The 24920-nt window shown below is 36.4% G+C and carries 23 protein-coding genes; 20 read left to right on the forward strand and 3 right to left on the reverse strand.

Annotation, left to right across the window (positions count from 1 at the left end):
* Window positions 1-263 precede the first annotated feature (263 nt).
* The 13 genes from WMO42_RS07685 to WMO42_RS07745 all read left to right on the forward strand — a co-directional run bounded on the left by WMO42_RS07685 (window position 264) and on the right by WMO42_RS07745 (window position 14051).
* Entirely contained in the window at window positions 264-692 is a 429-nt protein-coding gene (locus tag WMO42_RS07685) for a winged helix DNA-binding protein (RefSeq protein WP_022502569.1), read from the forward strand.
* Between the two features lie 88 nt (window positions 693-780).
* A complete protein-coding gene (locus tag WMO42_RS07690; protein WP_022502570.1) occupies window positions 781-2130 on the forward strand; it encodes a citrate/2-methylcitrate synthase in 1350 nt (449 codons plus the stop codon).
* Window positions 2131-2246: 116 nt separating this feature from the next.
* Window positions 2247-3191 carry an alpha/beta hydrolase gene (locus WMO42_RS07695; RefSeq protein WP_022502571.1) on the forward strand — a complete coding sequence of 315 codons (945 nt, stop codon included), beginning with the start codon at window positions 2247-2249 and terminating at the stop codon, window positions 3189-3191.
* A 269-nt stretch (window positions 3192-3460) separates the two neighbouring features.
* On the forward strand, window positions 3461-4246 hold the full coding sequence (locus WMO42_RS07700; RefSeq protein ID WP_055174071.1) for a lysophospholipid acyltransferase family protein: 786 nt from the start codon (window positions 3461-3463) through the stop codon (window positions 4244-4246).
* Between the two features lie 21 nt (window positions 4247-4267).
* Window positions 4268-5113, forward strand: coding sequence for a glycosyltransferase (locus tag WMO42_RS07705; protein WP_022502573.1), 846 nt, complete (start codon window positions 4268-4270; stop codon window positions 5111-5113).
* A 102-nt stretch (window positions 5114-5215) separates the two neighbouring features.
* Window positions 5216-6184 carry a glycosyltransferase family 8 protein gene (locus WMO42_RS07710; protein ID WP_022502574.1) on the forward strand — a complete coding sequence of 323 codons (969 nt, stop codon included), beginning with the start codon at window positions 5216-5218 and terminating at the stop codon, window positions 6182-6184.
* Window positions 6181-7047, forward strand: a complete 867-nt coding sequence (locus tag WMO42_RS07715) for a lysophospholipid acyltransferase family protein (protein ID WP_022502575.1) — start codon at window positions 6181-6183, stop codon at window positions 7045-7047. The genes WMO42_RS07710 and WMO42_RS07715 overlap by 4 nt, the downstream gene beginning before the upstream one ends.
* Window positions 7048-7324: 277 nt before the next feature.
* Window positions 7325-7633, forward strand: a complete 309-nt coding sequence (locus WMO42_RS07720; protein ID WP_349191957.1) for a metal-sensing transcriptional repressor — start codon at window positions 7325-7327, stop codon at window positions 7631-7633.
* A 14-nt stretch (window positions 7634-7647) separates the two neighbouring features.
* Window positions 7648-8010, forward strand: a complete 363-nt coding sequence (locus WMO42_RS07725) for a heavy metal-associated domain-containing protein (protein ID WP_349191959.1) — start codon at window positions 7648-7650, stop codon at window positions 8008-8010.
* Window positions 8011-8049: 39 nt separating this feature from the next.
* Entirely contained in the window at window positions 8050-10722 is a 2673-nt protein-coding gene (locus WMO42_RS07730) for a heavy metal translocating P-type ATPase (protein WP_349191961.1), read from the forward strand.
* Between the two features lie 540 nt (window positions 10723-11262).
* Window positions 11263-12735, forward strand: coding sequence for a 4Fe-4S dicluster domain-containing protein (locus tag WMO42_RS07735; RefSeq protein ID WP_055174073.1), 1473 nt, complete (start codon window positions 11263-11265; stop codon window positions 12733-12735).
* 15 nt (window positions 12736-12750) lie between these two features.
* Complete coding sequence (locus tag WMO42_RS07740) at window positions 12751-13317, forward strand: NUDIX hydrolase (RefSeq protein ID WP_055306179.1); 567 nt, start codon at window positions 12751-12753, stop codon at window positions 13315-13317.
* Complete coding sequence (locus WMO42_RS07745; protein ID WP_055174075.1) at window positions 13317-14051, forward strand: leucine-rich repeat domain-containing protein; 735 nt, start codon at window positions 13317-13319, stop codon at window positions 14049-14051. Before WMO42_RS07740 ends, WMO42_RS07745 begins: the two co-directional genes overlap by 1 nt.
* A gap of 250 nt (window positions 14052-14301) precedes the next feature.
* Here WMO42_RS07745 and WMO42_RS07750 read toward each other — a convergent pair whose 3' ends face one another.
* Window positions 14302-14625 carry a cupin domain-containing protein gene (locus tag WMO42_RS07750; protein WP_022502582.1) on the reverse strand — a complete coding sequence of 108 codons (324 nt, stop codon included), beginning with the start codon at window positions 14623-14625 and terminating at the stop codon, window positions 14302-14304.
* 531 nt (window positions 14626-15156) lie between these two features.
* Between WMO42_RS07750 and WMO42_RS07755 the strand changes: the two genes are divergently transcribed.
* On the forward strand, window positions 15157-15915 hold the full coding sequence (locus WMO42_RS07755) for a YdcF family protein (RefSeq protein WP_055174076.1): 759 nt from the start codon (window positions 15157-15159) through the stop codon (window positions 15913-15915).
* A gap of 75 nt (window positions 15916-15990) precedes the next feature.
* On the opposite strand, the gene WMO42_RS07760 is transcribed toward WMO42_RS07755, so the two are convergent.
* Window positions 15991-16848 carry a patatin family protein gene (locus WMO42_RS07760; RefSeq protein ID WP_055174077.1) on the reverse strand — a complete coding sequence of 286 codons (858 nt, stop codon included), beginning with the start codon at window positions 16846-16848 and terminating at the stop codon, window positions 15991-15993.
* Between the two features lie 208 nt (window positions 16849-17056).
* Between WMO42_RS07760 and WMO42_RS07765 the strand changes: the two genes are divergently transcribed.
* The 5 genes from WMO42_RS07765 (at window position 17057) to WMO42_RS07785 (ending at window position 22359) form a co-directional block, all read left to right on the forward strand.
* On the forward strand, window positions 17057-18787 hold the full coding sequence (locus WMO42_RS07765) for a hypothetical protein (RefSeq protein WP_055174078.1): 1731 nt from the start codon (window positions 17057-17059) through the stop codon (window positions 18785-18787).
* A gap of 164 nt (window positions 18788-18951) precedes the next feature.
* Window positions 18952-20094 (forward strand): glycoside hydrolase family 88 protein, encoded by a 1143-nt coding sequence (locus tag WMO42_RS07770; RefSeq protein ID WP_055174079.1) that lies wholly within the window; start codon window positions 18952-18954, stop codon window positions 20092-20094.
* Window positions 20095-20169: 75 nt separating this feature from the next.
* The gene (locus WMO42_RS07775; RefSeq protein ID WP_055174080.1) at window positions 20170-20505 is read left to right on the forward strand and encodes a cupin domain-containing protein; all 336 of its coding nucleotides are present in this window, start codon (window positions 20170-20172) and stop codon (window positions 20503-20505) included.
* A gap of 19 nt (window positions 20506-20524) precedes the next feature.
* A complete protein-coding gene (locus tag WMO42_RS07780) occupies window positions 20525-21025 on the forward strand; it encodes a hypothetical protein (RefSeq protein WP_022502588.1) in 501 nt (166 codons plus the stop codon).
* A 119-nt stretch (window positions 21026-21144) separates the two neighbouring features.
* Complete coding sequence (locus WMO42_RS07785; protein ID WP_022502589.1) at window positions 21145-22359, forward strand: LL-diaminopimelate aminotransferase; 1215 nt, start codon at window positions 21145-21147, stop codon at window positions 22357-22359.
* Window positions 22360-23177: 818 nt separating this feature from the next.
* On the opposite strand, the gene WMO42_RS07790 is transcribed toward WMO42_RS07785, so the two are convergent.
* Window positions 23178-24077: a DegV family protein gene (locus tag WMO42_RS07790; RefSeq protein ID WP_055306178.1), complete on the reverse strand. Its 900-nt coding sequence runs from the start codon at window positions 24075-24077 to the stop codon at window positions 23178-23180.
* A gap of 285 nt (window positions 24078-24362) precedes the next feature.
* Between WMO42_RS07790 and WMO42_RS07795 the strand changes: the two genes are divergently transcribed.
* On the forward strand, window positions 24363-24917 hold the full coding sequence (locus WMO42_RS07795) for a DJ-1 family glyoxalase III (protein ID WP_055306177.1): 555 nt from the start codon (window positions 24363-24365) through the stop codon (window positions 24915-24917).
* Window positions 24918-24920 lie beyond the last annotated feature (3 nt).

Raw genomic sequence — 24920 nt, forward strand, 5'->3', positions numbered from 1 at the left:
TGCTAATAACTCCATTTACTGCAATAATCCCTCCTTGGACCTTATTTCAAAATGTTACTTTTATATTATATATCGACAAAATATGACAGATTATAACATACAAATATAAAAAGATGTTCATACTTCTATTAAATTTTTTTAAAATTTTTAAAATTTATATTTTCTTTTGATATATTTTATTGACAGATTAAAGCTTAGCATTTATACTTGAAATAGTTTCCTAACGAACTAAATACTGCATAATATTTTAAGGAAGGTTAACAATGGATGCCTATGATTTAATTACATCAGGGTTGCAGCTTAGAAAGCTTCTTGCTAAAAGGGTTGAACCTATTATGGAAGAATATGGATTAAGACCAGTTGAACTGGATATTCTTGAATTCATCACCAAAGAGAATATCGACACAGCTAAAGAGATTATACACAGAATACATTTATCAAAGTCGCATATTTCTAAGTCGTTGGAACATTTATTAGAAAAGGGGCTTATTAATATGAAAGAAGACGAAGATGACCGCAGGGTAATGAGAATTACGCTGACAGAGGCTTCTTATAAGGTCATAGATAAAGTTAATGTTGCATATGAACAGTGCAGGCAGATACTTACGGAGGGGGTTTCAGAAGAGGAGTTGCAGGTATTTAGAAGAGTCATAAGACAGATGAATGACAATGTTAATGGTGAACTTGAGTAACTAAAGTTGTATATGTGCTGGACGTAGCACAGGTTTATGTTAGTTTGATAGGAAAGGAAGGCATATGATGGAAAGGTGGAACAAAACTATGGAGAATATTAATGATTATTCAAAGAAACAGGCTGATATGTGCATTGATAATGACAGCATTCCAAAGGCTTTATATACAGATTACGGAGTTAAGAAGGGTCTTAGAGATGAAAATGGACAGGGAGTTCTTACAGGACTTACTAATATATCAAGTGTAAGGGCATTTGATGTAATAGACGGAGAGAAAGTACCTTGTGATGGAGAACTTTTATATAGGGGTTATGATGTAACTAAACTTGTAAAAGGTGCTGGCGATAAGAGATTTATATTTGAGGAAAGTGCATATCTTTTATTATTTGGTGAACTGCCAGATGCCACACAGCTTGAAGAATTCAGACATATAATTGCTAACTGTATGGAGCTTCCGACTAACTTTACAAGAGATGTAATTATGAAAGCACCTTCAGCTGATATTATGAACTCAATGACAAGAAGTATTCTTACACTTGCATCTTACGATGACAGGAAAGATGATCTTAGCATAGAAAATGTATTAAGACAGAGCATACAGCTTATAAGTACATTTCCAATGCTTGCTGTATATGGTTACCACGCATACAATCATTATGAGAGAGATGATAGTATGTATATCCACAGACCAGATAAGGAATTATCACTTGCTGAGAATTTTTTAAGAATGTTAAGACCAGATATGAAATATACACCACTGGAAACACATGTACTTGATATTGCACTGCTTCTTCATATGGAACATGGTGGTGGTAATAATTCATCATTTACAACAAGAGTTGTTACTTCCTCAGGTTCAGATACATACTCAGCAATTGCAGCAGCTATGTCATCACTTAAGGGAAGAAAGCATGGTGGTGCTAATCTTATGGTTATGAATATGATGGAAGATATAAGGGCACATATTAAGGATTATCACGATGAAGAGGAAATAGAGCATTATCTTGATAAAATTCTTAATAAAGAAGCATTTGATAAGAAAGGTCTTATATATGGTATGGGTCACGCAGTATATTCATTATCAGACCCAAGAGAAAGAGTGTTCAAGGGATTTGTTGAGCAGCTTGCTAATGCAAAGGGAAGAGCTGAGGATATGGCATTGTACAATAATATAGAGAGGATTGCACCAATGCTTATTGCCAAGGAGAGAAAGATATTCAAGGGTGTAAGTCCTAATGTTGATTTCTATAGTGGATTTGTATACGATATGCTGGATATACCAAAGGAACTCTATACACCGCTTTTTGCAATAGCAAGAATTGTTGGCTGGAGTGCACACAGAATAGAAGAACTTGTTACAACTGACAAGATTATCCGTCCAGCATATAAGAGCCTTGTTACTAAGAGGGAATATGTTGACAGAAGCCACAGGGATTAATCATTATGAGCAGCACTTTGGTAATTATTAATAGCAGATAATAATATTGATAGTATAAGTCAGTATATGAAATTGCAATATTAAATAAAAATATCAGATAAAAGGAGGTTTTAAATATGCCAAAGGAACGAGAAGATAAACAGTTTAAGTCTTCTAGCGGAATATGTAATATCCACGCGGTTATATGGTATCCGGACAGTGACGTGTATAAGAAGCCTGTAGGTGTAATACAGATTGCACACGGAATGATAGACCATATTGAAAGGTTTGAAGAGATGGCAGAATACTTTACAGGCAAAGGCTTTGTAGTTGCAGGTAATGATCATTTAGGACACGGAGATTCAGTTAATAGTGATGAAGATCTGGGATATTTTGCCAAGGGTAATCATGGTGCAGACTTTTTAATTAAAGATATGCACAGGCTTACACTTATAATGAAGAAGAATTATCCAGACCTTCCATATGTTCTTATCGGTCATAGTATGGGTTCATATATGTCAAGAAAATATGCCAGCATATATGGAGATGAGCTTGACGGGGTTATATTCTTAGGAACAGGCAACCAGCCTAAGGCAGTTGTTGACAGCGGACTTAAGCTTGCACATATTGCGAAGCTTGTAAGGGGAGAAAGATATAGAAGTGAACTCCTTAATACGATTATGTTCGGTGCATATAATAAGAGAATTAAGGACAACAGGACAGCTAACGACTGGCTTACTAAGGATACTAAGATAGTTGATGAGTACCTAAGCGACCCTAAGTGTTCTTATAAGTTCACAGCCAATGCGTATATAGGATTTTTAAATGTTATTAAATATGATATTGATAAGAAGAATATAGCAAAGACACCGGATAAGCTTCCTGTATTATTTGCATCAGGACTTGAAGACCCGGTAGGAGATTATGGTAAGGGTGTAAAGAAGGCATTTAAAATGTATACTAAATATGTGGATAATGTTGAACTTTATCTTTATGAAGATGACAGACACGAACTTCACAGTGAAACAGACCGTGAGGATATATTCAGCGATTTATATGAATGGATTGAAGAAAATGTGTAATTGAATAGCTGTTTAATTGTATATAATATAATGAGTGCATTACAGTATTAAAATCATATTATATAGTAATGAAAGCTATATCACATAGTGATAAGAGAATGCAATATAATAATTAGAACTATATTGAAAGATATTAAAGCTACATTTTGGAGTATTAACTCTACATTTTGTTGACAAACAGGTTGCAGAGGGGTACAATACAACAAATTGTAGCTTTTTGCTTTATATCTTATTCTATAAAGCAGATAGTGATTGGAGATGATAATATTATGAAGGCTGACAGAACTATATATTATAGTTCATACACAGATGATGTTGTTAAAAGCCACAATCAGAGTTTTAAGTTAAAGACTAATTACGAATGGATAAATAACAGCTTATTATTTAAAATGGCTTCAATGGTTATATATGTATTGGCAATAGTTATAGGTTACATATGCTGTAAGTTATTTTTTAATATAAGCTACAAGAATAGAAAGCTTTTAAAGAAGTGTAAGAAAGATGGCTATTTTGTATATGCCAATCACACACAGCCTGTAGGAGATGTTGTAATACCAGCACTTGCGTGTGTAGGAAAGAGAGTATATGTAATAGTAAGCCAGGCCAATTATGGAATACCCGTTATAGGTAAGATACTTCCAGAGCTTGGTGCACTTCCTGTTCCGGATTCCATAAGCCAGTATAAGAAGTTTACAGAAGCGTATAAGAAGCACATTGAGCAGGGTCATCCTGTTATTATATATCCTGAGGCACACGTCTGGCCGTATTATACACAGATAAGACCATTTGAGAAGACGTCATTCCGTTTTCCAGCGGAGCTTAATAAACCGGTGTATGTGATGACGACAACATATACGCATAGACATTTTCTTAAGAACATTATAAAAAGACCAAAGGTCAATGTGTATATTGATGGACCGTTTTATCCAGACACAGGTGCAGGAATAAAGGATAACCAGAAGATGCTTCACGATAGGGTATATGAAGTTATGAAGTCGCGAAGTCATCTTAGCGATTATGAATATATAAGATATGAAAGAAAGAATGTTATGTAATAGCATTGCAGGATTACAGATATGAATATATTGTTTTGTGGAGATAAGAATATACAGAATGGGCTTCTTATAGCGGTTATATCATTATTGGAACACACCAAAGAAGACCTTGATGTATATGTATTAACGCTTAATATGTCTGTTAATGATAAGCATTATGAGCCGATAGATGGCAGACTTTCTGACTATTGTAATACAGAATTATCGAAGAAATATGATAACAGGCTTCGTATTAAATTTATTGATACGTCCGGTTTATTCAATAAAGAAGTGCCTCTTGCCAATATGTCGACAAGATTTACGCCATGCTGTATGTTAAGATTATTTGCAGATGAGATAGCAGAGCTTCCAGACAGGCTGTTGTATCTTGATACTGATATAATATGCAGAAAAGATTTTACAGAATTTTATTATCAGAATATGGAAAATGTAGAGATAGCTGGAGTTCTTGATTATTACGGAAGCTGGTTTTTTAGAAAGAACATTTTTAAAAGAGATTATCTTAACTCGGGAGTGCTTCTTATGAATATGGTACAGTTAAAGAAGACAGGACTTTTAAAGAAATGCCGTGAAATGTGTACTTCAAAGCAGATGTTTATGCCAGACCAGTCGGCACTTAACAAGCTATCGGTTAACAAGAAAATATGTGAAAGAAAATATAACGACCAGAGAAGACTTCACAGTGATACAGTATTCCAGCATTTTACAACACATTTTAAGTTCTTTCCTTATGTCAGGACAGAAACAGTGAAGCCGTGGCAGACAGAAGAAGTATTTGGGGTGCTGAAAATCCCAAGAGAAGAATACGAGGTATTGTTTAATAAATACAAAAATGCTTTGGCAGAGCTTGGCAGCTATGAAATATAATTATTATTTATGAGTATTTGTACAGATTAATGAAATTAAAATATGTAAATAAAAATATTAAAATAATTAAAATAATAAAGATAATTGGAATGGAGAATTAATATGATTAACAAGAATGAGATAATACCAATATTTTTTACAATTGATGATGCATATGCACCATATCTGCATGTTGCATTAATATCACTTATTGAAAATGCTTCAAAGGACAGAAACTACAAGATAATAGTAGTTTACCAGGAGCTTAATGAGGAGAATAGAAATAATCTTGCTGAACTGGTTAAGGATCATCCTAATTTTGAGATGGAATTTAAGTATATGAAGCAGAGCCTTGATATGATAACAGACAGAATTGAGAACAGACTTCGTTCAGATTATTTCACAATGACAATATATTTCAGAATATTTATTCCAGATATGTATCCGGAATATGATAAGGCTATATATATAGACAGTGATATAGTTGTTCCTGGCGATATATCAGAGCTTTATGATACAGATATGCACGGCAATCTTATAGGAGTGTGCAAAGATAGTTCGGTTAATGATGCTCCTGAACTGCAAAGATATATGACAGAATCTCTTGGTTTAAAGCTTGGTGATTACTTTAATTCAGGTATGCTTCTTATGAATATGAAGGCTTTAAGAGAGGCTAAGCTTGCAGAGCATTTCTTATATCTTCTTAATAAGTATCATTTTGACTGTATTGCACCAGATCAGGATTATCTTAATTCTATGTGCTATGGTAAGATAGAATATCTTGAATCTTGCTGGGATGCAATGCCTAACAGAAACAAGCCTGAGAATCCATCACCTAAGATAATTCATTATAATTTATTTGATAAGCCTTGGTGTTATGACGGAATTCAGTACGAGAATTATTTCTGGGATTATGCTAAACGTTCTGTTTATTTTGAAGACATTGTTAAGAGCAAAGAGAATTATTCAGATGAACAGAAGGCAGAAGATAAAGAGCATATGGCTGATCTTTTCAGAAGAGCAGGAGCTAATGCAGATACAGAAGTAACATTTAGAAAAGTGCTTGAAAGTGGAGAAAAGATAAGATTATGATAATAGGTGGAAGCAAGAAGGAAGTTGTTGCTAATATTAAAAATGCGGCAGATAACGGAAGGTTTAATGACAAAGTAGAAATCGGCGATCCGGAACTTGACAGTACAAGAAGAAAAAAGCTTCTTGGCAAATATGTAAAACAGCGTAATGAAATTCCATATCATTACAGGAACTGGCTTGCAAGAAGAATTGTTGATTTTATAACTTTTGGCGTTAATGCTAATACAAAGGTTGTAGGTGCAGAGAAGATTAAACATATTAAATCAGGAGCTATTATAACAAGTAATCATTTTAATCCTGTTGATACAACGATTATAAGATATGGAATTAAGAAGGCAAGAAGATACAGAATGTTTATCGTAAGTCAGGATACTAACTTTGCAATGAAAGGTTTTCTTGGTTTTCTTATGAGATATGCAGATGAAATTCCAGTCAGCAAAGATAAGGATTATATGGAAAGACATTTTTATAGAACACTTAATAACCTTCTTGTTAATAAGAAAGAGTATATTCTTATATATCCAGAGCAGGAAATGTGGTTTAATTACAGAAAGCCTCGTCCACCAAAGAGGGGGGCATACTTTTATGCAGCCAAGTTTAATGTTCCGATTATATCGTGCTTTGTTGAGATGAAAGATATGGATAAGGATGATACAGAGGAATTTAAAAGAGTTAAGTATGTTCTTCACATATTAGACCCTATATATCCAGACCCGGAAAAGAATGAGCGTGATAACAGCTTTGATATGATGAAAAAAGATTATGAGCAGAAGAAAGCAGCTTATGAGCAAATATATAAAAGGCCTCTTGATTATGCTTTTAGTGACAGTGATATCGCGGGCTGGAAAGGGACAACAGAATAGCAGAGGCAATTTTGTACTGTGACTTTAATAGTCCTTGTACAGGAAAATAACAGAAAAAAGAATATTAAAAGTAAAGTGTGTATCTGACAGGCAGCTATAATTGGGTAGTTATCTGACGGATACACATTTTTTGTGTAATAGTGAATTCTGATAGAATTCATTTTAAAATTAAAATGCCTTAAATGAGAAAAATTATCCTTGCAAAATACCCACAGGGGGTATATATTATAGATGATGATATTAACACAGTAATATAGCAGGCGAAAGGAGTGGTTGAATGGCAGAAGATAAACAATGCTGTTGTGGCAGCAAGATGAAAGAAAGAAGTGATTCAGAGAAGAAGCTTCTTCTTAACAGATTAAAAAGGATAGAAGGCCAGATAAGAGGAATATACGGTATGGTTGAGAATGATGCCTACTGTATAGATATTCTTAATCAGGCACTTGCCGCTAACGCGGCGCTTACTGCATTTGATAAAGCATTACTTTCTAATCATATTAAGACCTGCGTAGTTGATGACATAAAGAATGGTGATGATGAGGTAGTTGATGAACTTATTATTACAATGCAGAAGTTTATGAAGTAAGAAAAGAGGTATATATGGGAACAGCGATAATAATTGTAGTATTAGTTATTATAGTAATATTTGCAGTAAAAAGCGGCATAAAGCACGGCAAAGGAGAAGGCGGCTGCTGTGGCAGCGGTGGAACAATGAAAGAGGACAAGAAAGTGCTTGAAGGTGACATAATTGCAACTAAGCTTGTAACAATTGAGGGTATGCACTGCGATAACTGCAAGAACAGCATAGAACATCAGATTAACAGAATAGATGGAGCGGCCTGTGAAGTTAATTTAAAGAAAAAGACAGCTGCAATACAGCTTGATAAGCCTGTTGATGATGATTTAATAAGAAGAACTATAGAAAGATTAGATTTTAAGGTAGTAGATATTAAGACAATATAATTAATGTGCTTAACAGATTAAGGGAGGAGATGATACATTTTGAAACAATACAATGTTACAGGGATGACCTGTGCCGCGTGTCAGGCAAGAGTTGAGAAAGCTGTATCCAAGGTTCCTGGTGTAACTAGCTGTTCAGTCAGTCTGCTCACTAATTCAATGGGCGTTGAGGGTGCAGCCGCAGACGAGCAGATAATAAAGGCAGTAACCGATGCAGGATATGGTGCAAGCATAAGAGGTTCAGAAAGTTCAGGTAGTAAAAGTGAAGGCAATCAAACAATAGCAGGACTTGAGGAATCGCTTAAAGATACAACAACACCTAAGCTTGCCAAAAGACTTGTGGCATCGCTTGTATTTCTGCTTATACTTATGTATTTCAGTATGGGACATATGATGTGGGGCTGGCCGCTTCCAGGTGTACTTGAGAATAACCATATAGCTATGGGACTTATACAGATGCTTCTTACAATAATAATTATGGTTATTAACCAGAGATTTTTTATAAATGGTTTTAAAAGTATGCTTCACGGCTCACCTAATATGGATACGCTTGTAGCACTTGGCTCTGGTGCAGCATTTGTATACAGCACATATGCCTTATTTGCGATGACTGATGCACAGGTGCGTATGGATATGGATGGTGTAATGCATTATATGCACGAATTCTATTTTGAGTCAGCGGCAATGATTCTTACACTTATAACAATAGGTAAAATGCTTGAGGCCCATTCAAAAGGAAAGACAACAGATGCACTTAAAAGCCTTATGAAGCTTGCGGCGACAACAGCGACAGTAGTTATTGATGGTAATGAACAGGTTGTTCCGGTAGAACAGGTTCACAAAGGGGATACATTTGTTGTAAAACCAGGAGAGAATATTCCTGTTGATGGTGAGATTATAGAGGGTATGAGTGCGGTTAATGAGTCAGCCCTCACAGGAGAGAGTATCCCGGTCGATAAAAATGTCGGTGACAGTGTATCAGCGGCAACTCTTAACACATCAGGTTATATAAAATGTGTTGCAACAAGAGTAGGTGAGGATACAACTTTATCAAAAATTATACAGATGGTAAGTGATGCGGCGGCAACTAAAGCACCTATTGCAAAGATAGCAGATAAGGTATCAGGAGTATTTGTGCCTGTAGTAATAGGAATCGCAGCAGTTACTATTATAGTGTGGCTGTTAGCCGGACAGAGTGCTGGATTTGCACTTGCAAGAGGAATATCGGTGCTTGTTATAAGCTGTCCTTGTGCACTTGGACTAGCAACGCCAGTTGCTATTATGGTTGGTAATGGTGTTGGTGCTAAGAATGGTATAATGTTTAAGACAGCCATTTCACTTGAACAGACTGGTAAAATGCAGATTGCTGCCCTTGATAAGACAGGTACAATAACAGCTGGTGAACCGGTAGTTACTGATGTTGTAAGTGCAGATGGAATTACTGACGACAAGCTTATATCAATAGCGAAGCTGTTAGAGGCAAGAAGTGAGCATCCACTTGCTAAAGCTGTTGTGAATTACGATTATACAGCAAAGCAGAATGATTATTCAGATATTATATCAATAGATGTATCAAATGCAGTTGCAGGAAATGGGCTTGAAGCCAGTGCACAGTATATTAAAGCATTTGAGGCGGACAGTGCAGATATTTCTGATAAAATCAGCTTATACGGTGGTAATGCAGATTATATAAGCAAAAAGGCAACAATACCACAAGAATATATAAAAAAATCCTACGAGCTTTCAGGCGATGGAAAGACACCTATGTTCTTTGCAACAGATAAAGAATTCTTAGGAATTATCGCTGTTGCCGATACAATAAAAGAGGACAGTCCTAAAGCCATAAAGGAATTAAAGGATATGGGTCTTTATGTTGTAATGATAACAGGTGATAATGAAAGAAGTGCCAATGCGATAGGAAAGATAGCAGGTGTTAATGAGGTTATTGCAGGAGTTCTTCCGGACGGTAAGGAAAAGGAAATACAGCGTCTTAAGAAGTATGGCAAAGTAATAATGGTTGGTGATGGAATTAATGATGCACCAGCATTGACATCAGCAGATATAGGTATTGCGATTGGTGCAGGAACAGACGTGGCGATTGATGCAGCAGATGTTGTTATTATGAAGAACTGCTTAAGTGATGTTGCGGCGGCTATCAGGCTCAGCCACAGGACGATAAGAAATATCCACGAGAACCTGTTCTGGGCATTCATATACAATATAATAGGAATTCCACTTGCAGCAGGTGTGTGGATACATCTGACTGGCTGGGAGATGAATCCTATGTTTGGTGCGGCGGCGATGAGCCTTTCAAGCTTCTGTGTTGTGACTAATGCTTTAAGGCTTAATCTTGTAAAGATATATGACACAGCAAGAGATGAGGTATACAAAAAGAAAGCTGCCAGAAAGGGTCTTATTGTTAAGACAACAGACAATACTGATAATAGCCCTGTGAATAATATTACATCACAGGATATTAATAATAAAAGAAAAGAGGATAATAAAATGACAAAGACAATGAATATTGAAGGTATGATGTGTGGACACTGTGAGGCAAGAGTAAAGAAGGCATTAGAGTCAGTTGACGGTGTAAGCGGGGCAGTTGTAAGCCACGAGAAGAATGAGGCTGTCGTGACACTTGCAAAGGAAGTTGATGATGAGGTACTTAAGAAGGCTGTGGAGGAGCAGGATTATAAGGTGATAGCGATAAATTAATTGAGGTTGTGAGGATTAAGAACGGGAGGTTGTGAGTGAGGATTGGGGAAGCTTATAGTTACAACGAAGATACGTTTGCACTGAGTGTCGCTCGCAGCGGTACTAAGTCGCCAGCCAGGGCTGCCGACTAAGGACCGGCGGCTCCCCATCGTATTCTTATGCAACTATAAGCTTCCTCAATCTGATTTACGTTCTTGAAGTGATTTGCTTAGGAATTAATTTATTGATGAGGGACACTAACAGGGGGAGAAGAGGGTATCAGGGATTTTGGTAGATATTGACTTTTCTGTTTTTGATTGGTTTCTTGAAGATTTTGGATAATAACTGACGCTCGCCCAGACTTATGTCTGGGCATTGCTGGTTGCTGGGGGAGTTTATACTGGTTGTTGAGAGGGGTGTGTTGTTTGGTTGTGAGGGAATGTTTTTGCTGGAGTTGGGGGATTAGATGGGAAAGTTTAAAAAAGGGTTAGGAAACATATATTAAGTGTGCTATACTGTATCTACTTAGTAAATATATTTGATTACAGGAGGACAAAAGATATGCTTTCTAATGATGCTAATATACTGAAAATTAAACATGAAATATTATATCAGGTTGCAAAGCTTGCTTATGCTGGACAGCTTGAAGAGAAGAAGGAGGAGCTTCCATATGAGCTGCTTCCGGGACCTCAGGCGAAGTACAGATGTTGCGTATACAAAGAGCGTGAAGTTGTAAGACAACGTATAAGACTTGCAGAAGGAAAGTGTCCATCAGAAACACCTAAGACAGGTAAGGATAATGTGGTTCAGGTTATAGAAGCGGCATGTGCTGACTGTCCACTTTCACATTATATAGTTACAGATAATTGTAGAAAATGTATGGCTAAAGCCTGTCAGCAGGCGTGTAAGTTTGGGGCTGTATCTATGGGGCGCGACAGAGCTTATATTGACCCTGACAAATGTAAAGAATGTGGTCAGTGTGCTAAAGCCTGTCCATATAATGCTATTGCAGATTTGATTAGACCTTGTAAGAAAATCTGTCCGGTAGGTGCAATTACTATGGACGAAAATGGTATATGTGAGATAGATGACAGTAAATGTATTAAATGTGGACATTGCATACACGCCTGTCCATTCGGTGCTATTGGTTCTAAGACAGATATAGTTGATGTTATTAAGGCAATTACATCAGGTAAAAAGGTTGTCGCTATGGTAGCACCGGCAATTGAAGGTTCATTTGGTGCAGATATTACAATGGACAGTATAAGAACAGCCTGCAAGAAAGTTGGATTTTCTGATATGGTAGAGGTTGCCCTTGGTGGTGATATGACAGCCGGTGCAGAAGCAAAGGAATGGCTTGAAGCTAATAAAGAGGGCAAAAAGATGACAACATCGTGCTGTCCTGCATTTGTTAATATGATAAAGAAACACTATCCTGAATTAACAGACAATATATCGACAACTGTATCACCTATGTGTGCGGTTTCAAGAATGTTAAAGTCTAAGGATAAGGACACAGTAACGGTATTTATCGGACCTTGTATTGCAAAGAAAGATGAAAGACGTAACAAGGACTTAGAAGGAAATGCTGATTATGTTCTTACAGTAGGTGAGTACAGAGCAATGCTTAGAGCTAAGGACGTTAAGATTGAGGCTGAAGCTAACAGCAGCCAGCAGGCAAGTGTATATGGCAAGAGATTTGGTAATGGTGGTGGAGTTGCTGCCGCTGTAGTAGAATGTATGAAGGAGTTAGGTGAAGACCCATCTAAGTTCACTATAGAAAAATGTTCAGGTGGAGCAGAATGTAAGAAAGCACTTACGCTATTAAAAATGGACAGACTTCAAGCTGACTTTGTTGAAGGAATGGCGTGCGAAGGAGGCTGTGTAGGCGGACCTAGCCATCATCGTTCAAGCAAGAATGAAATGCTTGTAGCCAAAGACAGGGATAAGCTCTTATCAGAAGCCGATGACAGAAAGATATATGATAACCTTAAGAGCTACGATATGGAAGCATTTTCTATGCATGCAGAATAAGAAGTGAGGAATAAAATGAGATTTGAAGGTATCAAGAAGGTTTTAGACGGACATTTTATTAACAGATATGATATTACATATACAACAGAGGATAACAGAACCAAGGTATATGAAATAATAAGCCGTAATGATAATGTGAGTTCATTGGCTGACCTTCATAATGACAGACCTGACGGGGTTGTTATAGTTGCGACAGATATGGCTGGCGGGAAAATACTTATCAATAAGGAATACAGAATGTCCGTAGGAGATTATGTATACAATTTCCCGGCGGGACTTATTGATGAGGGCGAAACGGCGGAGGTTGCGGCTAAGAGAGAGCTGAAGGAAGAAACAGGACTTAATCTTATAAGGATTGATGATAAGCTTTATGACAGCTACAGTGCAATAGGTTTTTCAAATGAAACTAATCAGGTAGTCATTGGAAAGGCAGAAGGAACATTTTCTAAAAGTACATCAACTATGGAAGAAATAACAGCTTCGTGGTACACTAAAGAAGAAGTGAAAGAACTTCTTAAGAATTGCAGATTTGCGGCAAGAACACAGGCATTCTGCTATATGTGGGCTAAGGGAGGCTGTTAATGAAGATACATAAGAAAATGTTGGTGGCAGGCTTGATACTTATTATGTTATTAGCAATATCAGGCTGTGGTAGAAAGAATATTAAAATTGCTCTTTACCAGTATACAGAGAATGAAGACGGAACGCTTACAATTACTGCTCTTACAGATAAGGGCAGGTCGGAAGATGAACTTGTTGTTCCAGCAGTTCTTGACGGTAAAAGTGTATCCACAATAGGCGATGGTGCATTCAGGGACGATACGATGATTAAAAAAGTAACTATAGAGCAGGGTATAACCTACATATCTTCAAATGCTTTTTTATCTTGTTATAACCTTGAAGAAATAGTCATACCAGAGTCAGTTGAAGATATAGGCACACACGCATTTACTGAAACCAGATGGAGGGCAGAAAAATTAAAAGATTCTAATGATATAATTGTTAATAATATTCTTTATGAAGCTGACCAGAATAAAGAGAATTACTCTATTAAAGATGGAGTTGTAACAATTGCCTCAGGTGTATTTTATAACAATACCAATCTTAAGAGTGTGACAATACCATCATCAGTTAAGAACATTGGTACATATGCTTTTTCAGGCTGTACTAATCTTACAGAGGTGATACTTCCAGATGGTTTGGAAAATATAGGCTATGCGGCATTTATGTCAAGTGGAATTAAAGAGATAACAGTGCCAAAGAGCGTAAAGAATATCGGACAGGATGCATTTCTTAATATAACGGTTAATAGGTAATTGTCTGTTACAGATATCAGTGGTGGTAGGCAGTTTAATTGATACTAAGAATATTGTTAAATTATTGCGATAATATTTTAAGAACATAAAAACTGCGGGATATATTATATAGATGATATTTGAGTATCATTTATGTATGTCCCGCAGTTTTTATTTAATTATATGGTATATTACATAAAAGACACTATGTGCCGATTATGCGCACCCGCACGAAAAGGGTCTAAAATCCAATACATTAATTGTAATGCGGTTAAGCAAGAAAATCTTTTCGCATAGGATTGAACACATCGACAAGTATGCCGTCTTCAAGTGCAGTAACGCCGTGCTCAACATTAGATGGCATATACACACTGTCGCCTTGATTTACAATCTTGGTTTCGCCACCAATTGTAAATTCAAAGCTTCCCTTGGCAATATAAGTAATCTGTAAATGTTCGTGCTTATGAAAGTTCCCCTTAGAGCCTTTCTTAAAAGTAATCTCGCACATCATAAGGTCATCAGAATAACAGAGAATTTTGCGTGTGACTCCTGGTTCACAATCAGTAGGTATAACATCTTTATTATATTTAAACATAAAAACTCCTTTTCCTGCCTGACACTCACTTTTAAATATGAGGAAATCAGACATATTAATTGTATTAATTAAAGTGTATAAATCTTTAAAACCAGTGTCAATACAATTAATTATCAAAAAATAGACAAAAAGACAAAATATCTGTATGATTATAACTAATAAATTAATCAGGTATAGCTAATAAGAAATTATTGTGTTTTGACAAAGCAATTTTTATCTTATTTAATTATACCCCGATAGTAAATAGCGAGCAGGCTTTAGAAATCAAAGATTTCTAAAACCTGCAAAGCGGCCCTCCGGATTATTTCCATTAAATACAGCCGCTATCCAGTTATGTAACTTTACTATATTGCAAGCTGGGTGCTTTTGCAGCCGTCGGCACTTAGCGGCTGTCCTTTAGCCGCTTAGTGTCCGCTACGGCTACAAGCAGCGAAAGCGTGCCCAGCGGTAATATAGTAAAGTTACCTAACGTCCGTCCGCCACCAAACATTAAATTAAGAAACAATCCACCAAACAGTAAAGGAGCACTAAGTGAAACCACATATGAGATATATATGCTTAATTTTATCCATAATATGCCTTGCCTACTATATACTATGTGTATCATATGCAGGTCGTAAATCTTCATTTATATGGATATGGCTTTTAGGTACAATTTTCTTTGCAGGCTTATACATAGCAGGAACACTAGATGCCAAAGGAATTATAGATATCCCACAGCTTGTCAAGAATATTGCAAGAGTTGTCATAATAACAGGATTTGTTATATTTGCAATACTTGAGAGCCTTATAGTTATAAGTATGAAGCAAAAGCCAGATTATAATTGTGAATATGTAATAGTGCTTGGCTGTCAGATAAGAGGCGACCGAATAACACGTTCACTTAAAAGAAGACTTGACTCTGCCTATGATTACGCATGTATTAATACAGAATGTAAGATAATAGTATCGGGTGGACAAGGACGTGGCGAGAATAAGACAGAAGCACTTGCAATGTATGAATATCTATGCGAAAGAGGTATAGATAGTGATAGAATAATTATGGAAGATAAGTCAACAGATACTAATGAGAATATGAAATATTCCGTACAATACATTTCAGATTTCAGCTCTCCGGTAGGCATTGCAACGAATAATTTCCATATATTCAGGTCTAAGCTTTTAGCTAAGGGACAAGGCTTGACACATGTAAGTGGAATAGCAAGCGGGAGCGATGATGTGTTGTTTGTTAATTATATGGTCAGGGAAGCGATAGGAATAGTGAAAGACTTTGTATGCGGGAATTATTAAGATGTTAATGTATGCACTCTATTTTCTGAAGAATAAACAGAGTGTATACATTAATAATAAGCGGATTATGTGGAATTATTTAATTCCATAGAATTCTTTGATGGTATCCAGCAGTTCATAGCACTGGTTGTAGCCGTCATTGTACATAGAAAGGATTTTGTTCTTATCCTTTTCAAGACGTGAAAAGCCCTTGCTTGTTGTAGGTTGTATAGTTATGATACGTCCCTCTTTAACATATTGGTCAAGACCTTTTAGGCTTTCATTGTAGCGGCTGGCTCTTGTAAGCATAGTTTCTGTAAGCTTAGGGTACTGGTTTCTATAAGAATATGCAATAGCCTTAGTAGAGCGTGAAGTTGTCTTAGTGTAGCCTGACTGTCTTGTAAGAACGACAATTATTCTGTCACAACCATCCTCAATGGCTTTAAGATAAGGTATTGAGTCTGATAAGCCGCCGTCCATATAAGGAACATCGTTAATAATAATTGGCGGAAACAGCATAGGCAGTGCACAGGTAGCTTTAAGCACGGTGTTAGTCCTGTCATCACCGGTGTATTTCATATATTCAGGCTGACCGGTAAGAAGATTAGTAACTACACAGTAGAAATCACCCTTATACTGCTTAAAAGCATCATAATCAAACAGATTAAGTTCATTAGGGATTGTTTCATAGGAGAATTCCAATCCATAGATAGACTTGTTATCTTTATCAATCATATTACTAAGACCGAGATATCTTTTGTCATTGCGGTATTTCATAAGTACATCAAGATTACGGCGGGGCTGTTTTGAAGCCATTGATACGCCGTATGCCGCACCGGCAGATACACCAATCATATAATCTGGCATAATATCATTTTCAACAAGAGCGTCCATAACACCACAAGAAAATATGGTTCTGAATGCGCCGCCCTCAAATACAATTCCTGTTTTCACTTTAGTTACCATCCTTTATAGCATATATTTTCCAATTATCATTTTTATACTAAAATTATGGATTGTCAATAAAATATATGTTAAGATTAATATTAAGATTATAAAAATAAGCATATATGTCTATGATTTTATATGGATTGGTTAAATGCTTTGCAGTTTAATACAATTTTAACATAGCATATTGAATTAAGAGGAAAGGTAAGAGTATATGAAGAAAGTCAGTAATGGATTGAAGCTTATTATGGCGTTTGTTGTTATTGTTGTTGCAGCAGTGTATTACTATATCAAGCTACCGGCAATTAATATACATTCACAGGGATTTTGGGGATTTATTATATTTGTTATGATAATAATTACAATTGCCCAGTGGATAATGAATCATAAGGAGGGAAGCACCAGATATAAAGACATTAATAATAATACAATAAAAGTCCCTCATTTTGAATTTAAGACTAAGGCAGGTAGTATTATATTTAAGGTGCTTCTTAATGTTACGATTGCATTTGTTGTTGTATATGTAGTTGGCAATGTATTATCTTCGCCAATAATTAATGCGGCAAAGTACCGGAATCTCTTAACAGTGGAGAACAGAAGCTTTACAGATGATATCAGGGAAGTTTCGTATGACCAGATTCCACTGCTTGATAAGGAGTCAGCTTCAATAATAGGAACAAGAGTAATGGGAACTATGGTTGATATGGTTTCCCAGTATGAAGTTGCGGATATGTATTCCCAGATTAATTATAAAGAAAAGCCAGTCAGGGTTACACCACTTGAATATGGCAATCTTATTAAATGGTTTGCTAACTATAAGAAGGGTATTCCAGCATATATAAGAATTGATATGACAACACAGGAGGCTGAATGTGTAAGGCTTTCAGAGGGGATTAAGTATTCGGAGTCGGATCATTTTTCAAGATATATATACAGGCATTTAAGATTTGCATATCCAACATATATTTTTGATAGTATTAACTTCGAGATTGATGATGAGGGAACGCCTTACTGGGTATGCCCTGTTAAGAAGTTTAATATAGGACTGTTTGGCGGACAGACAGTAGGCAGGGTTGTGCTTTGTAATGCAGTTACAGGCGAAATGACAGATTATAAGGTGGAAGATGTTCCAACGTGGGTTGATAAAGTGTATTCAGCAGAGCTTCTTATTGATTTGTATGATTATAACGGAAGTCTTAAGCATGGATTTATTAACAGTATTTTAAGCCAGAGGGACTGCCTTAAGACAACGGATGGTTATAATTATATAGCACTTGAGGACGATGTGTGGGTATATACAGGAATCACATCAGTTGGACAGGATAATTCCAATGTAGGATTTGTGCTTATGAACCAGCGTACAATGGAGACACGTTATTATGAGGTTTCGGGAGCTGAGGAATATTCGGCTATGGATTCAGCCAAAGGACGGGTGCAGAATCTTGGATATAAAGCGACATTTCCACTTTTAATTAATGTAAGTGGACAGCCGACATATTTTATGGCATTAAAAGATGATGCAGGGCTTGTAAAATGTTATGCAATGCTTAACATAGAGAAGTACCAGAATGTGGCAATTGGTGATTCTGTTCTTCAATGTGAATCTAATTATATCCAGCTTCTTAAGGATAATGGAATTGTTGATAAATCTACGCAGGAGATTACTAACACAGAAAGTGTAACAGGTGTTATATCAAAGATTATGCCTGTTGTAGCTGATGGCAACACACATATGTATATTATGCTTGACGGACACAATGATATATATGATGTTAATGCTGCGGACAATATTGACATTATAAGATATGAGGCAGGAATGAATATTAAGCTTGAATATATCAAAGCTGGCAATGTCAATACAGTTACTTCAATTATCAGAAATACCGATGGTATGGGAGTATCATATAAAGCTGTTGTTCCTGATAATGCTGTTATCTGCTATTAATTCTTTAGAAAATATTAATCAGTTACCTTTTCTGACAGAATACGACAAGAGAGTTTAGGTATAATAAATCTATAAACAAATTGTATTTTATGACAAAAAATGTTGTAAAATTGGACGAAATTTGATACAATTATAACAAATTGAGAATGTTAAGGAGAAACGTGATGGATATTATTGTAAAGTATATTGATGAATTGCTCGAAAAGAGCACACCAGAAGCACCTATGTGGAATATTGAAAAGATAAGACAGGGTCTTAAGTCTAACTGGAATTATATTGATGGAGTTATGATTAAGGCTGTGCTTCAGATGTATGATGTGACTAAGGATGAGAAGTATCTTAAGTTCGCAGATAATTTTATCGATTACAGAGTTCACGAAGATGGAACAATAGATGGATACAACATTGGAGAGAAGAATATTGATAATGTCAATGCTGGTAAGACTTTATTTGAACTTTATGACCTTACAGGTAAAGAAAAGTATAGAAAGGCAATTGATTTAGTATATTCACAGATTGAGATTATGCCTAGATGTAACAATGAAGCAAGATCTTTCTGGCATAAGGATATATATCCTAATCAGGTATGGCTTGATGGTATGTATATGGGACAGCCATTTTACCTTGAATATGAGACTAAGTTTAATAATAGAAAGAATTATCCAGATATATTTGCACAGTTCAAGTATGTTATTGAGAATATGAAGAATCCTCTTAATGGATTATATTATCATGCTATTGATGTCAGCAGGGAAGCATTCTGGTGTGACAAGGTTACAGGACTTTCACAGCATTGCTGGCTGAGAGCAAGCGGATGGTATGCTATGGCATTACTTGACACTCTTGATAAGGTTGATAATTCAGACCACAAGTATGATGCAGAATGTAAGATGCTTGAGGACGCATTTGTTGAACTTATGGATTCAATGCTTAAGTATCAGGATGAAAGCGGAATGTGGTATCAGGTAGTTAATTATGGTGGTATGGAGAAGAACTATCTTGAGACAAGTGGAAGCTCGATTATGGCATATGCAATTCTTAAGGGTGTAAGATTAGGATATCTTCCAGAAAACTATAGAGAATATGCAGAAAAAGCTATTAATGGAATATGTGATAAATATCTTAACATTAAAGATGGTGAGATGTCACTTGGTGGCATCTGTCTTGTAGCAGGACTTGGTGGCAAGGGTAACAGACCAGGTACATATGATTATTATATGTCAGAGCCAATCGTTGAAGATGATGCTAAGGGTGTTGGACCATTTCTTCTTGCTTATACAGAGATGCTTGCATATAAGAACAGATAATAATTAATTATATAAAGTCAAGTGGGGTCGGTGTTCAGGCATTGACTCCATTTTGTTTAATAGGAGGATTAGATTATGAAGCCATATGTAACTATGGAAGAAGTTATCAGTACACAGGGAGCGGACAGCAGAACACACAGATTCCTTACAGCAGAGAATGGCTGTACTAATGGGTGTGCTTCAGGAACAACAATATATGCTTCTAATGAATTTTCAGATAAACCAGGCGTGCATAATGACCAGGAAGGCTTTTATGTGTTAGAAGGAGAGGGGTATGCCAAGCTTGATGATCTGGTATTTCCGATTAAGGCGGGTGATTCATTTGTTGCACTCGCAGGAGTGGCCCATACGATAAGAACCAAAGAGGGATGTCAGCCTGTTAAGGTGTTCTGGTTTCATAGTGCAAAGTAATTATTAGAGAGGGTTGTTTATGGATGAGAAAAAGTTTGAAACTCTTAGTGAACAACAACAGAAGAAATTTCTGTTCAAAGAGAATATAAGATTGAATGAATTAAGCCAGTCTCTTGAAGAGGACAGACAGCTTATTGATATACAGAAGGGTATGTTAAGAAGCCAGCAGAGAAAGAACCAGCTTATGAAGAAACAGCTTGAGAGCCAGCAGTCTTTATTTGATCAGAAGTGGACTATACTTGAAAAAGAGACAAGACAGCTTGCAATTGACAAGGAGAGGTTTAACAGAGAAAAGCTTATGTACAGGGATAAGGTGTATCGCGAAGCACGAAGAACTATGGCTGATGCAGAAAATGTCAAGATATTCTTTAAAGGTGTTAATGATACTGACTCTGTTAAGAAACGTTACAAAGATTTGTTGAAAATATATCATCCTGATAACACACACGGAGATAATAACATTGTGCTTGCAATTAATGAAGAATATGAAAGATTATTAAGATTTTATCTTGGGACATAGCGGTAAATGTATAGTAACGGTTATTATTATTAGGTTTATTATCCTTTATATTGTTGTTAGAATAATAGTAGTGTATAATACTTGCAAATGATTTATGTATAGGATAAGGAGAGAGAAGAATGTTTAAGATTAATGAGAATTATTTAAAGCTTCCAGGAAGTTATCTGTTTTCAACAATTGCCAAGAAGGTAAGTGCTTACAGTGCAGCTAACCCAGACAAGGAGATTATCCGCCTTGGTATCGGAGATGTTACACTTCCACTTGCACCAGTAGTTATTGATTCGTTACATAATGCAGTTGATGAGATGGGTAAGGCAGAGACATTCCACGGATATGCCCCAGATCTTGGTTATGAGTTCTTAAGAAATGCTATTGTAGAGCACGACTATAAGAAGAGAGGTGCAGATATATCTGCTGATGAAATATTCGTAAGTGATGGAGCTAAGTCTGATTCAGGTAATATCGGAGACATCTTCTCGGTTGATAATAAGATTGCAGTATGTGACCCTGTATATCCGGTATATGTAGATACTAATGCTATGGCTGGCAGAACAGGTGATTATATTCCAGAACAGCAGAAGTGGAGCAATGTTATCTATATGCCTTGTACAGCAGAGACTAACTTTGCACCAGAACTTCCCAAGGAAACACCTGATATTATATATCTTTGTTTCCCTAACAACCCAACAGGTTCAACAATAACTAAAGATGAACTTCAAAGATGGGTTGACTATGCTAACAAGGTAGGTGCAGTTATTATATATGATGCAGCTTACGAAGCATATATTTCAGAAGAAAATGTACCACATACAATATATGAATGTGAAGGAGCAAGAACTTGTGCCATAGAACTTCGTTCATTCTCTAAGAATGCAGGATTTACAGGTACAAGACTTGGTTTTACAGTTATTCCTAAGGATTTAAAGAGTGGAGATGTTATGCTTCACAGCCTCTGGGCAAGAAGACACGGCACTAAGTTTAACGGTGCTCCATACATTATCCAGAGAGCAGGAGAGGCTGTATATACAGAAGAAGGACAGAAGCAGACAGGAGAACAGATTGCATATTATATGAATAATGCAAAGACTATTCTTGAAGGTTTAAAGTCAGCGGGTTATACAGTATCAGGTGGTGTTAATGCACCATATATCTGGTTAAAGACTCCGGATAAGATGACATCTTGGGAATTCTTTGATTATCTTTTAGAGAAAGCTAATGTAGTAGGTACACCAGGTTCAGGATTTGGACCAAGCGGTGAAGGATACTTTAGACTTACAGCATTTGGATCTTACGAGAATACTGTTAAGGCACTTGAGAGAATTAAGGCGTTATAATTTTTGTGAAGCTTATACAACTGTGGTGGTATGTATAGGTTTGGGTTATGTTTTGCTACGGACGGCAGGGGAGCGGCTTGCTGATGGCGGGGTGCGGTGCTGTGTAATAAGACAATTGGATATTCTTAAGCTATTCTTAATGCAGGTGGTGAGGACGGACGCATACGCTCCTATTCGCCATCGTGGCTCAGTAGTCGCTTGGCAGGACATCGTGTCCTGCCATTGCTGTTTATTGTAAGAATAGCTTGGAATATTCGCCAATTGTCTTATAAAACACAGCACCACACCCCGCCATCAGCAAGCCCCTCCCCTGCCTGTATTGCGATAAAATGCAACAGCTGTACAGCCGTAGTTGTATAGAGCTTCATAATTTAGAGGAAAGCCAGAACTATATGTAAGAGTTATGCTGTTCCGATGATAAGTCAGCGTACATAATGATACAACCAGCAAAATGGTGAGCGAATACGCAATGCGATGAGCGAGGCGGGCGGGTGACACAGCTAAAGAGGATGATTTATAAAGACAACTGAGATATTCTTAGCCTTTCTTCCCCATAAACCAGCAATGGCAGGACACGGTGTCCTGCCAAGCGACTACTGAGCCACGATGGCGAATAGGAGCGTATGCGTCCGTCCTCACCACCTAAATAAGAAAGGCTTAGAATATCCAATTGTCTTCATACAATACCGTAGCTGTGTCACCCGTTCGTCCGCTCATCACAGCGTGTATTCACCCACCATTTTACGTCCGTCCGCCACCCAATAAAGGTAGAAATCAATCATCAAATGACACATTATTTATATTTGAAGCCCTCCTAATTAAGCCTCAAATCTATCAAACTTAGGCATAAGTGCAACCCCAAGTGCAGTAGGACCTGTATGGCACGAAGTAACAACACCGATACGTGTCTTGAATTCAACTCCTGACTCTAGAAGCTTAGTGCTTATAGCTTCCTCAACTTCTTTTCTGTATTCACTTGCTTCTTCAGGGTTAGTACAATATCCAACTGTTATATCATAATCATTGATATTAAGTCCTGACTCCTGAAAATGCTTGCATAATAATTCGATAACCTTTGCTTTAGCTTTCTTTCTTGTTCTAAAGAAACCGCCAACGCCTATTTCCCCACCCTTCATAATAATAATAGGGCGAAGATTTAACTTGCTTGTAATCATAGTAGCTGTCTTTACAAGACGTCCACCTTTAGTTAAGTAATCAAGAGATTCTGTTGTGAATATAATTCTTCCAAAAGGACGCATAGCTTCAAGCTTCTTAACTGTATCTTCATAAGAATATCCAGCATCTCTCATACACATAGCTTCATATACGAATAAAGACATAGAAGCTGAATTCTGTAAGGAATTGATAACGGTAATCTTAGCATCCGGATAATCTTCAATAATCATATCCCTTGCAGTGCAGGCTGAGTTGTATGAACCAGAGAAATATGTTGTTATACAACAGCATATAATAGGTACACCAGCCTCAACTGATGGCATAAATGCATCAACATAATCTTGAATAGAAGGAAGAGAAGATTTAGGAAATGCGTTCTCATCTGTCATTTTTCTATAGAATTCATCATAGCTGATTTCAAATTGCTCTTTATAATAAGTCTGTCCGTCAAATGTAGTATATAACGGAACTAATGTAACATTATGTTCTTCTGCGTACTCCTTAATCCAGTCACATGAAGTATCACTTATAAGTTTAAACATATGTGCCTCCAACATTCAAATATTTATTTATATATGATAACACATAGTATTCAAAACCACAAGACATAATGATAAAAATGTTTTCAGCTTGACTAAAAAATAATCAGTTATAATTGAATTAAAGTTGTAATTAAAGTGTTATAAAGTATGGTATGAAATAACAAAAAGTGATATACTATAAAATAAATTGATTTAATTAAAATTTTATAAAAACAATACGCTAATAAATAACATTTTATAAAATATCGGTAGATTAAGACATTAAGTAGAAATGGAGATTAATAAATGAAAGTTTTAGCTTTTTTAACAGATGGATTTGAAACTGTAGAAGCACTTGCAGTTATAGATATATTAAGAAGAGCGAATATAGGTGTCGACACTGTATCAATTACTGGTAATAAATCAGTAAAAAGTGCACAGAATATTATAGTTGAAGCTGATAAGCTTATTGAAGATATTAACTGTAACGATGAAGATGTATGCTTCCTCCCAGGAGGACCGGGACACAAGACATATTATGATTGTGACAAGCTTATTGATATGCTTAAGGTGCATAATGAAGCTGGTGGCAGAATTGCCGCAATATGTGCCGCACCAAGCGTACTTGGAAAGTTAGGCTTCCTTAAAGGAAAGAGAGCAACAGCTTTCCCGGGCTTTGAAGATATGTTAGAAGGGGCTGAGGTTGCACCTAAGACAGAGAGAGTTGTTACAGATGGTAATATAACAACTTCAAGAGGAATGGGAACTTCTGTTGATTTAGGACTTGAACTTGTTACTCTTATTAAGGGTAAAGAATTAGCCGATGAACTTGCTGTCAGTACACAGTATATTAATGATTAATTG

Source organism: Lachnospira sp. CLA-JM-H23 (assembly GCF_040096425.1).
In the GTDB taxonomy this organism is placed as follows: domain Bacteria; phylum Bacillota; class Clostridia; order Lachnospirales; family Lachnospiraceae; genus Lachnospira; species Lachnospira rogosae.

Coding starts and splice junctions, on each gene's coding strand:
- WMO42_RS07700 (WP_055174071.1), top strand. CDS start 3,461: ATGAAGGCTGACAGAACTATATATTATAGTTCATACACAGATGATGTT.
- WMO42_RS07785 (WP_022502589.1), top strand. CDS start 21,145: ATGTTTAAGATTAATGAGAATTATTTAAAGCTTCCAGGAAGTTATCTG.
- WMO42_RS07780 (WP_022502588.1), top strand. CDS start 20,525: ATGGATGAGAAAAAGTTTGAAACTCTTAGTGAACAACAACAGAAGAAA.
- WMO42_RS07710 (WP_022502574.1), top strand. CDS start 5,216: ATGATTAACAAGAATGAGATAATACCAATATTTTTTACAATTGATGAT.
- WMO42_RS07735 (WP_055174073.1), top strand. CDS start 11,263: ATGCTTTCTAATGATGCTAATATACTGAAAATTAAACATGAAATATTA.
- WMO42_RS07775 (WP_055174080.1), top strand. CDS start 20,170: ATGAAGCCATATGTAACTATGGAAGAAGTTATCAGTACACAGGGAGCG.
- WMO42_RS07685 (WP_022502569.1), top strand. CDS start 264: ATGGATGCCTATGATTTAATTACATCAGGGTTGCAGCTTAGAAAGCTT.
- WMO42_RS07795 (WP_055306177.1), top strand. CDS start 24,363: ATGAAAGTTTTAGCTTTTTTAACAGATGGATTTGAAACTGTAGAAGCA.
- WMO42_RS07725 (WP_349191959.1), top strand. CDS start 7,648: ATGGGAACAGCGATAATAATTGTAGTATTAGTTATTATAGTAATATTT.
- WMO42_RS07695 (WP_022502571.1), top strand. CDS start 2,247: ATGCCAAAGGAACGAGAAGATAAACAGTTTAAGTCTTCTAGCGGAATA.
- WMO42_RS07705 (WP_022502573.1), top strand. CDS start 4,268: ATGAATATATTGTTTTGTGGAGATAAGAATATACAGAATGGGCTTCTT.
- WMO42_RS07740 (WP_055306179.1), top strand. CDS start 12,751: ATGAGATTTGAAGGTATCAAGAAGGTTTTAGACGGACATTTTATTAAC.
- WMO42_RS07750 (WP_022502582.1), bottom strand. CDS start 14,625: ATGTTTAAATATAATAAAGATGTTATACCTACTGATTGTGAACCAGGA.
- WMO42_RS07790 (WP_055306178.1), bottom strand. CDS start 24,077: ATGTTTAAACTTATAAGTGATACTTCATGTGACTGGATTAAGGAGTAC.
- WMO42_RS07690 (WP_022502570.1), top strand. CDS start 781: ATGGAGAATATTAATGATTATTCAAAGAAACAGGCTGATATGTGCATT.
- WMO42_RS07765 (WP_055174078.1), top strand. CDS start 17,057: ATGAAGAAAGTCAGTAATGGATTGAAGCTTATTATGGCGTTTGTTGTT.
- WMO42_RS07720 (WP_349191957.1), top strand. CDS start 7,325: ATGGCAGAAGATAAACAATGCTGTTGTGGCAGCAAGATGAAAGAAAGA.
- WMO42_RS07770 (WP_055174079.1), top strand. CDS start 18,952: ATGGATATTATTGTAAAGTATATTGATGAATTGCTCGAAAAGAGCACA.
- WMO42_RS07715 (WP_022502575.1), top strand. CDS start 6,181: ATGATAATAGGTGGAAGCAAGAAGGAAGTTGTTGCTAATATTAAAAAT.
- WMO42_RS07745 (WP_055174075.1), top strand. CDS start 13,317: ATGAAGATACATAAGAAAATGTTGGTGGCAGGCTTGATACTTATTATG.